8 protein-coding genes are annotated in these 6,980 nt (G+C 74.6%); 3 read left to right on the forward strand and 5 right to left on the reverse strand.

Annotated elements, in window-relative coordinates; genetic code table 11:
- From ABZ641_RS21345 to ABZ641_RS21355, 3 genes are all read left to right on the forward strand, one after another.
- Window positions 1–826: 4'-phosphopantetheinyl transferase superfamily protein (locus ABZ641_RS21345; protein ID WP_359983927.1), on the forward strand; the 826-nt coding region annotated here is incomplete at its 5' end.
- Window positions 827–903: 77 nt separating this feature from the next.
- The gene (locus tag ABZ641_RS21350; RefSeq protein ID WP_359983930.1) at window positions 904–2,118 is read left to right on the forward strand and encodes an XdhC/CoxI family protein; all 1,215 of its coding nucleotides are present in this window, start codon (window positions 904–906) and stop codon (window positions 2,116–2,118) included.
- 127 nt (window positions 2,119–2,245) lie between these two features.
- Window positions 2,246–2,545: a hypothetical protein gene (locus tag ABZ641_RS21355; RefSeq protein WP_359983932.1), complete on the forward strand. Its 300-nt coding sequence runs from the start codon at window positions 2,246–2,248 to the stop codon at window positions 2,543–2,545.
- Window positions 2,546–2,562: 17 nt separating this feature from the next.
- Here the strand turns inward: ABZ641_RS21355 and ABZ641_RS21360 are convergent, their stop codons facing one another.
- The 5 genes from ABZ641_RS21360 to ABZ641_RS21380 all read right to left on the reverse strand — a co-directional run bounded on the left by ABZ641_RS21360 (window position 2,563) and on the right by ABZ641_RS21380 (window position 6,894).
- Window positions 2,563–2,979: a PIN domain nuclease gene (locus tag ABZ641_RS21360; protein ID WP_359983934.1), complete on the reverse strand. Its 417-nt coding sequence runs from the start codon at window positions 2,977–2,979 to the stop codon at window positions 2,563–2,565.
- Window positions 2,976–3,188: a type II toxin-antitoxin system VapB family antitoxin gene (locus ABZ641_RS21365; protein WP_030265425.1), complete on the reverse strand. Its 213-nt coding sequence runs from the start codon at window positions 3,186–3,188 to the stop codon at window positions 2,976–2,978. Before ABZ641_RS21365 ends, ABZ641_RS21360 begins: the two co-directional genes overlap by 4 nt.
- 63 nt (window positions 3,189–3,251) lie before the next feature.
- The gene (locus ABZ641_RS21370) at window positions 3,252–4,970 is read right to left on the reverse strand and encodes an SDR family oxidoreductase (RefSeq protein WP_359983937.1); all 1,719 of its coding nucleotides are present in this window, start codon (window positions 4,968–4,970) and stop codon (window positions 3,252–3,254) included.
- Window positions 4,967–5,797 carry a M24 family metallopeptidase gene (locus ABZ641_RS21375; RefSeq protein ID WP_359983940.1) on the reverse strand — a complete coding sequence of 277 codons (831 nt, stop codon included), beginning with the start codon at window positions 5,795–5,797 and terminating at the stop codon, window positions 4,967–4,969. The genes ABZ641_RS21370 and ABZ641_RS21375 overlap by 4 nt, the downstream gene beginning before the upstream one ends.
- 11 nt (window positions 5,798–5,808) lie before the next feature.
- On the reverse strand, window positions 5,809–6,894 hold the full coding sequence (locus tag ABZ641_RS21380; protein WP_359983943.1) for a PDR/VanB family oxidoreductase: 1,086 nt from the start codon (window positions 6,892–6,894) through the stop codon (window positions 5,809–5,811).
- Window positions 6,895–6,980 lie beyond the last annotated feature (86 nt).

The following is a 6,980-nucleotide window of genomic DNA, read 5'->3' on the forward strand; positions in this document are numbered from 1 at the left end:
CCCTCGCGGACGCGCCCGCCCGGCCCCTCGCCGCACCGGCAGGCACCGGGTGAGCGCCGCCGACGGGCACCGGGTGAGCGCCGCCGCGGCGGCACCGCTCGGCGACGGCCGGGTGGATCTCTGGCTGCTCCGCCAACCCCACCCCGACGACATCACCGGCGCCCTCGACCTCTCCGAACTCGACGAACGCGAACTCGCCCGGGCCAGCGCCTGCCGCCGCCAGACCGGCGGATTCCTCTACGCCTCCGCCCACATCGCGCTGCGCCGGCTCCTCGGCGCCTACCTCCACCACCCCGCCGCCGAACTGGAGTTCGCCCGGCAGCCGTGCCCCTGCTGCGACAAGCCGCACGGCCGGCCGACACTCTCCGTCCCGGACTCCGCCGTGCACTTCTCGCTCTCCCACAGCAGCGGGATGGCCCTGGTCGGCATCGCCTCCGCCCCGATCGGGGTGGACGTCGAACAGGTACCCCGCGCCTCGACCGTCGAGGTGTGCTCGACCGCGATCCACCCCGACGAGCGGACCGAGATCGAGGCCGTCCCGCAGCCGCTCCGCCGGGCCGCCTTCGGCCAGCTGTGGACCCGCAAGGAGGCCTACCTCAAGGGACTCGGCACAGGACTCGGCCGCCCGCTCGCCGAGGACTACCTCGGCGCCGACGCCGCAGCCTGGCCGCCGGGCTGGACGGTCGTCGACATCCCCTGCGGCCCCCGCCACACCGGCGCCGCCGCCGTCCGCACCGAGACACCGCTCGCCGTCTCCCCCCGCTGGATCCCCATCGAGAGCCTCTACACCGGCGCCACCGTCGACCTCTCCCACCTCGCCGCCTGACGGCACACGGGTCGTCGACTCACGCGCCCGGGACCCGCCGTCCCACCTTCCCATCAGCCTTCGGAGGACCGCCCCACATGCAGGACATCGCCCCACGACTGCACGCCTGGCACGCGTCCGGGCGCTCCTTCGCCGTGGCCACCGTCGTCGGCGTCTCCGGCAGCGCCCCCCGCGACCCCGGCGCCGCCCTCGCCGTCGACGAGAGCGGCGAGGCGATCGGCTCGGTCTCCGGCGGCTGCGTCGAGAGCGCCGTCTACGACCTCTGCCAGCAGGCGATCCGCACCGGCGAACCCGTCCTGGAACGCTTCGGCTACAGCGACGAGGACGCCTTCGCCGTCGGCCTCACCTGCGGCGGCATCCTCGACGTCCTCGTCCAGCCGGTGGTGCCCGGCACCGACCCCGCGATCGACACCGGCATCGCGTACATCGCCTCCGGCACCCCCGTCGCCCTCGCCCGGATCGTCTCCGGCCCCGACGCCCTGCTCGGCGCCGCCGTCGCCGTCACCGCCGACGCCCACCACGGCGGCCTCTCCCCGGTGTCCTCCGCGGCCGCCGCCACGCCCGGGCCGACCACGCTGTCGCTGGAGCGCTCGATCGTCGCCGAGGCCCGCGCCATGCTCGACGCCGGCCGCACCGGCACCGTCGTCCTCGCCCTCGACGGCCGCCCCTGCGACCCCACCGACCAGGGCACCGTCACCGTCTTCGTCGAGTCCTACGTCCCCGCCCCCCGCATGATCGTCTTCGGCGCCATCGACTTCGCCGCCGCCGTCGTCCGCATCGGCAAGTTCCTCGGCTACCACGTCACCGTCTGCGACGCCCGCCCCGTCTTCGCCACCCACCGCCGCTTCCCCGACGCCGACGAGATCGCCGTCGACTGGCCGCACCGCTACCTCGACACCCAGCACCACCGCATCGACGGCCGCACCGTCCTGTGCGTCCTCACCCACGACGCCAAGTTCGACATCCCCCTGCTCGAGCGCGCCCTGCGCCTGCCCGTCGGCTACATCGGCGCCATGGGATCACGCCGCACCCACCGCGACCGCAACACCCGCCTGCGCGAGACCGGCCTCACCGAGGCGGAGATCGCCCGCCTCCGCTCCCCCATCGGCCTCGACCTCGGCGCCCGCACCCCCGAGGAGACCGCCGTCTCCGTCGCCGCCGAAATCGTCGCCCACCGCCGCGGCGGCAGCTGCCTGCCCCTCTCCGCCGGCGACGGCCCCATCCACCACGACCTCACGGCGGTCGCTCCGGAGCCGGAGCCGAAGCACCGGCCGCGGCCGCACGCCGCCTGAGCACGGGCCGGGCGGTCCGGGTGCGGGGCCGCATCGGCGGCGCGACGCTGGAGACCTGAGGACCGCCCCCACCCGGCGGGGTTCGTGCGGAGGGCCGGTCGTCGTCCGTGCCGAAGGGACCACCGCCATGCGCATGCTCGTCCAGGCCTCGATCGACACCGAACGTGCCAACGCGGTGATCGCGGAGGGGAAGATGCCCGAGACGATGGAGCAGATTCTCACCGTCCTGAAGCCCGAAGCCGCCTACTTCTACCCGCTGCACGGCCGCCGCGGCCTCGTCATGGTGGTGGACGTCACCGACGAGGCCGACCTGATCCCCCTCGTCGAACCGCTCTGGATGGAGATGGGCGCCGACGTCGAGGTGGCCCCCTGCCTCACCGCCCAGGAACTCCAGGCCGGCCTCGCCCGCCTCACCGCCCAGTCCTGACCCGGCCGCCCCGGAGGTCAGTCGGCCTCACCGGCGGGCACGACCCACTGCGTCGGCTGACCGGTGACCTGCGCGATCATGTCGTAGTCGCCGTCGTAGTGCAGCACGGTGACGCCGTGGCGCTCCGCCGTCGCGGCGATCACCAGGTCGGCCGCCGACACTGCCCGCCGGTTGCCCGCGCCGACGAGCAGTACCTGGACGTCCAGCGCCCGGTCCCAGACCTCGTCGGTCGTCGGCAGCCGGTCGAAGCCGCGCATCTCGTCACGGATCCGCTCGGCCTCGGCCTTCGACCTGGCGCTGCGCAGGACCTCCAGTTCCACGGCCGCACAGACGGCCAACAAGCCGGCGTTGTGGAGGGGTTCCACTGCCCTGCGGACGGCCTGTTTGGGGAATCGGGCCAGCGCCGAGGTGTCGATCAGGAAGCGTTCCGTCATGCCGCCCGGTGCTCCGAATCACTCTCCACCGGACCGGTCAGGTCCGGCAGGCCGCCTTCGGCCAGCCAGTTCAGAAAGGATTCCCGCTTCCGTCGCTTGATCGCATCGGCGAGCGCGGCGTTCACGGTGGCCACCTTCGTGGTGGTGCCGAAGATCTCCGCGGCCTCGGCCAGCAGCTCGTCGTCCACGTCTATCACCGTGCGCGTCATGCCAACCTCCCGAGGGTCGTGATATCGAATCCCATGCAATCCGATATCACGACCCCGGGGTCGTCAGCCGATGTCGAGGCGGGCGAGGCGGCGCAGCAGGGCGGGGCTGAGGCGGCCGAGGAGGCGGGCGGCCTTGGCCTCGAAGGTGACCGGGACGACCGGCTTGCCGGTGCGGACCGCGCGGAGGATCTCCGCGGCGACCTTCTCGGGCGGGAAGCCCCGGCGGGCGTACGCCTTGGTGGCCTTGGCCCGCTTGGCGGCCTGCTCGTCCGGGTCGGTGCCGGAGAAGGTGGTCGTGCTGGTGATGTTGGTCGCCACGATGCCCGGGCAGATCGCGGAGACGCCGATCCCGTGCGGGGCGAGTTCGGCCCGCAGGCAGTCGGAGAGCATGAGCACCCCGGCCTTGCTGGTGGCGTACGCGGCCAGCGACTTCGCCGGCAGGTAGGCCGCCGCCGAGGCCAGGTTGACGATGTGTCCGCCCCCGCCGCGGGCCACCATCAGGGCACCGAAGGCGCGGCAGCCGTGGATGACGCCCCAGAGGTTGACGTCCAGGACGCGCTGCCACTCCTTCTCGGTGGTCTGCAGGAAGGTGCCGGCGTGGCCGATCCCGGCGTTGTTGACCACCACGTCGGGCACGCCGTGCTCGGCGGCGACCTGCCGGGCGAAGGCGTCGACGGCCTCGCCGTCGGAGACGTCCACCCGGTGGGCGTGCGCCCGCGGGCCGACCAGGCCGCAGAGATCGGCGGTGCGTTCGGCGGCGGCGAGGTCGAGGTCGCAGACCACCACCCGGTCCCCCTGCTCGGCGAAGGCCAGGGCGGTGGCCCGGCCGATGCCGCTGCCGCCGCCGGTGACCACCGCGAGCCGGCCGCTCACCGGCGGGCCCTGGACGTGCCCGGCGGCGACCCGGGCCACGTGCTCGCGGACGAACCGGGCCACCGTGCCGCCCTTCTCCAGCAGCGCCGACCAGTGGCCGGCGTCCAGGGTGCGGCGGGTCAGGTGCGGCACCCAGCGCTCCAGGCCCTCGGAGAGGAAGGTGGAGACGTAGCGGTCCCGCTCCAGGGTGATCAGCTGGACGGGCACCTCGGTCGGCCGCTCCCGCGGACTGCGCAGCACCGGCCGGAAGTTGGCCCGGTACAGCTCGATCCCGCGGACGGCGTCCCGGCCGAGGGTCGGCTGCGGGTGGCCGGCCCGCGGGGTGACGGCCTCCATCCGGTGCAGCACCGTCGGCCAGGCGCGGGCCAGGAAGAGCCGCCAGACGGCCGGTGCCAGGTAGGGCAGTTGGAAGGCCGTGATGTACCAGGAGTGCACGCCCTGGACGAGCAGCTGGCGCAGGTGCCGCGGGGTGGGGCGGCGCATCCGGTGCCTGATCCAGTGGCCGATGTGGTCGAGCGACGGCCCGGAGACGGTGGTGTAGGAGGCGATCCGCCGGTGCGCGCCGGGTTCGGTGACGGCCTCCCAGGACTGGATGGAACCCCAGTCGTGGGCGACCACGTGCACCGGCTCGTCCGGGCTGACGGCGTCGGCGACGGCGAACAGGTCGGCGCCGAGGTGCTCCAGCCGGTAGCCGTCCCGGGCGGCGGGCACACCGGAGCCGCCGGCGCCGCGGACGTCGTAGCGGACCACGTGGTGGTCGGTGGCGAGGTCCGCGGCGACGTCGTCCCAGACCGCGTGGGTGTCCGGGTAGCCGTGCACCAGCAGGACGGTCGGCCGGGCCGGGTCGCCCTGCTCGTACACGGCCAGCGGCAGCCCGCCGGAGTGGACGGTGCGGCGGCGGATGGTCATGCGGCCTCCTCCTGGAGCGTCCAGCGCCGCACGTGCGGCAGGTCGTCGTCGAGCCAGAACGCGTCGTCGTCCGTGACGACGAGCAGTTCCTCGAACTTGATGCCCACGTCCCGGAAGCCGATGTGCGGCTCGACCGCCCACAGGCCCGGGGTGGGGGCGTGCCGGGACGAGCGGCCGTCCGCCCACAGCGGGGAGCGGCCGTGCAGCCGCTCGCCGATCAGCTCCCGGCCGAGCGTCTGGAGTGTACGCACGCCGAAGCCGAAGAGGGTGACGCCGGCCGGGCCGCGGGCGGTCGTCCGGGTGACCCGGTGGCCGATCACCCGGCCGGGGTAGACCCGGTGCCGGTTGTCGTAGCCGTGCACGGCGAGCTGGGCGTCCACCGCCGCGTACACCTCGTTCAGCGGCTTGCGGGCCCTGACCTCGGCGAGGATCAGCTCCCGGTAGACCTTCAGGTCGGCGGCGAGGCGGTCCCAGACCGGGTTCTCGCCGACCTTGCCGCCGTAGCCGATGTCCGCGGTGTAGCCGTCCACCACCGGCGCGCAGTCCAGCACGTACGGCATGCCCTCCTCCAGCCGGCGGCTCCCGGCGAAGAACTGCAGCGGGGTGCGGAAGTGCCGGAAGGCCGTGCGGTCGCCGAACCAGGCGAACGGCACGTGGAAGTAGTCCTGTACCCCGGCACGCTCCAGGCAGCGGCGCAGCTGCGCGGTCGCCTGCCGTTCGGTGACGCCGGGTTCGATCCAGGCGGCGACCTGCTCCGCGCAGTGGTAGGCGAGTTGCTGGGTCTCGCGGAACCTGGCGAGGTCGCGCTCGTCGTACGGGAAGGTCATGTGCGGGCTCCTCAGAGGTCCAGGACGAGGGTCTCGCCCTCGGCCGCGCGGGAGACGCAGGGCAGCAGGGCGCCGCCCGCGCGCTCGGCCGGGGTCAGCCGGCGGTCGCGGTGCTCGGGCGTGCCGTCCAGCACCCGCACCCGGCAGGTGCCGCAGAACCCCTGCTTGCAGGAGTACGGCAGGTCGGGACGGAGCTCACGGGCCACGTCCAGGGCGGAACGGTCCGCGGGGACGGCGAGTTCGGGACCGGCGGCGCCCAGCCGGACGGTGAACGGATGCCCGCCGGAGACCGGCGCCGCACCGAACCGCTCGAAGTGCAGGGCGCGGGCCGGCGAGGCGTCGAACGCCCGCTGGACGGCGGCCAGCATCGGCGCCGGGCCGCAGCAGTAGACGGCCGCGCCACGTGGGGCACGGGCGAGCAGCTCGGCGGCGTCCGGGACGCCGTCGCGGGCGTCCGTGCGGATCTCCACCCGGGCCGGGTCGAGGGCGCGCAGTTCCTCGGTGAACGGCAGCGCCGCGGCCGTCCTGCCGGTGTGCACCAGCCGCCAGTCCAGGCCGAGCGACCGCGCCTGACGGGCCATCGGCAGCAGCGGGGTGATGCCGATGCCGCCGGCCAGCAGCAGCACCGCGGGCTCCGCGCAGAAGGCGAAGCCGTTGCGCGGGCGGGCGGCGGACAGTCGGCTGCCGACCGCGACCTCGTCGTGCAGCTCCACCGACCCGCCGCCGCCGTCGGCGGCCCGGCGCACCGCGATCCGGTAGCGGTGCCGGTCCGCGGGATCCCCGCAGAGCGAGTAGTGCCGCTGACGGCCCGACGGCAGGGTGAGGAGCAGACGGGCACCGGGCTGCCAGGACGGCAGCGGGCCGCCCGAGGGCTCGGCGAGGTGCACGGCGACGACGTCCTCGGCGACCGTGCGGTGGCCGGTGACCACCAGGCGCAGCGGCGGGACGGGGGCGGGGGCCGGCCTGCGGGGACTGCGGCGCAGCCCGGGGCTGCCGAGCGCCGGACTGTAGCGGTCTCCGAACGCGGTGAGCCACCGCATGAACCGGTCGTCCCGGGGACGGCCGTACAGGTCGGGCGGCGGAGTGACGAGATCCATCGGTGGCGGCTCCGTGGCAGGTCGGAATCGGTACGTAGGGGGATTGACTCACCCAGGGGGCAACTCCCCGGGGGCGCGCGGGGGCG

The sequence above is a fragment of the Kitasatospora sp. NPDC007106 genome (assembly GCF_040634455.1).
Lineage (GTDB): Bacteria > Actinomycetota > Actinomycetes > Streptomycetales > Streptomycetaceae > Kitasatospora > Kitasatospora arboriphila.

Bases quoted from the DNA above. Each gene is read 5' to 3' on its own strand.
- ABZ641_RS21360 (WP_359983934.1), bottom strand. From the start codon at position 2,979: ATGACGGAACGCTTCCTGATCGACACCTCGGCGCTGGCCCGATTCCCC.
- ABZ641_RS21365 (WP_030265425.1), bottom strand. From the start codon at position 3,188: ATGACGCGCACGGTGATAGACGTGGACGACGAGCTGCTGGCCGAGGCC.
- ABZ641_RS21350 (WP_359983930.1), top strand. From the start codon at position 904: ATGCAGGACATCGCCCCACGACTGCACGCCTGGCACGCGTCCGGGCGC.
- ABZ641_RS21380 (WP_359983943.1), bottom strand. From the start codon at position 6,894: ATGGATCTCGTCACTCCGCCGCCCGACCTGTACGGCCGTCCCCGGGAC.
- ABZ641_RS21355 (WP_359983932.1), top strand. From the start codon at position 2,246: ATGCGCATGCTCGTCCAGGCCTCGATCGACACCGAACGTGCCAACGCG.
- ABZ641_RS21375 (WP_359983940.1), bottom strand. From the start codon at position 5,797: ATGACCTTCCCGTACGACGAGCGCGACCTCGCCAGGTTCCGCGAGACC.
- ABZ641_RS21370 (WP_359983937.1), bottom strand. From the start codon at position 4,970: ATGACCATCCGCCGCCGCACCGTCCACTCCGGCGGGCTGCCGCTGGCC.